Source organism: Corynebacterium sp. HMSC036D02, from assembly GCF_001836165.1.
Lineage (GTDB): Bacteria > Actinomycetota > Actinomycetes > Mycobacteriales > Mycobacteriaceae > Corynebacterium.
Window position 1 is genome coordinate 1 of sequence record NZ_KV827666.1, and the last position, 1435, is coordinate 1435.

Annotated in this window: 1 protein-coding gene; it reads left to right on the forward strand. The window is 54.2% G+C overall.

The genetic code is table 11. The features are described from left to right. Positions 1–161 precede the first annotated feature (161 nt). Complete coding sequence (locus tag HMPREF2743_RS04310; protein WP_070818237.1) at positions 162–1361, forward strand: IS1249 family transposase; 1200 nt, start codon at positions 162–164, stop codon at positions 1359–1361. Positions 1362–1435 lie beyond the last annotated feature (74 nt).

The window sequence follows — 1435 nt, forward strand, 5'->3', positions numbered from 1 at the left end:
GGCCTAAACGACAGGATGTGTTGGTGAGGTTGGATGGTTAGCTGGTCTGGCGTGCTGGTATTAGGATGATTTCACTTATCCGGAGGGATACCCCAGTCTCGGGCCGGAAATACTGCCGGGGAAGTGCCGGTGTGCTAGCTGCCTAGGTTCACGATGAGAGGATGAGTAAGAATCATCCTCGATGCCCCGTCTGTAGCAGGGTGTGCATCAAATACGGAACGACAAGTACTGGTCGCCAACGATGGCGATGCCGCACTTGCAAGGCCACTTTCACCCGCACCAATGACGACGCAGTTCAAGCAAAATGGTTTCGCCTTTTCATCTCGTGGCTCATGTCAGGCCACAGCCTGACAGAGACAGCTAAGACCTGCGGAGTTTCATCACGAACTCTGCAACGCCGGTTCAAAACGTTCTGGCTTATCCAACCTCCCCGAAGCGTTGATAAGCAGCGAATCTACGATCAAATCTTCATCGACGGCACCTACTTCAACACCAAGTGCCTTGTCGTGGCTGCTGACTCCTGCCATGTCATCAACTGGTTCTGGTGCACTAAGGAATCCTCCTGGTCATACATGCGCCTGCTGGACGAACTAGCCCCACCACAACTGGTGACCTGTGATGGGGATTCCGGAGGACTTAAAGCACTACGCCGCCTGTGGCCTGATACCCCGGTTCAACGCTGCATTGTCCACGTCAAACGCAACATTCAACGCGCCACAGGCCTGCACCCCACCTCGCCGATGGGCAAAGCACTGCGACGGCTTTCCTTCGAACTGCTAGCCGTTACCAACCTAGATGAAGCAGCCGAATGGACTGCCAAGCTACACCAATTCGGCACTGTATTTAGCACCCAGCTCAAAGCCAGAACTTACGTCAAAGACGTCCCTTTCGAGCAGATTCCTAAATCCAAACGTGGCAACAAAAAATGGTGGTACACCCACGATGTTCACCGCGGAATCTACCTACAGCTGAAGAAAATGAGTCAACACGGACACCTCTTTGCCTACCTCACCCAAGCTAAAGAAGGCCAACGCTTAGAGCGCACAACCAACAGCCTGGAAGGCGGAGTGAACTCGCAAATCAAGAAACTGATGCACGCCCACCGAGGACTGCGCGACGAGCAACAACGCATCGCCTGTGACTGGTGGCTGTACTTACACACGCAGCTGCCTGACGACCCCGTAGAAATCGCCAGGCAGCAAAACTGGGGCCAGGACGCACTCGCCAAAGCACAAACCCTAGCCGACCAGGAAACACAAGCCACCAGCGGCCATGAAGACGGCCGACCAGCAACCTACGACAGCGCCATCGACACTGCCTACAACCACTCTATGGGAATACGTAAAGGTCACATACGCTAAACCCCAACCCCCACCAACACAATCTGTCGTTTAACTCGACACGCCGGAAAACAACACGTTTTGTCGTTTAGGCC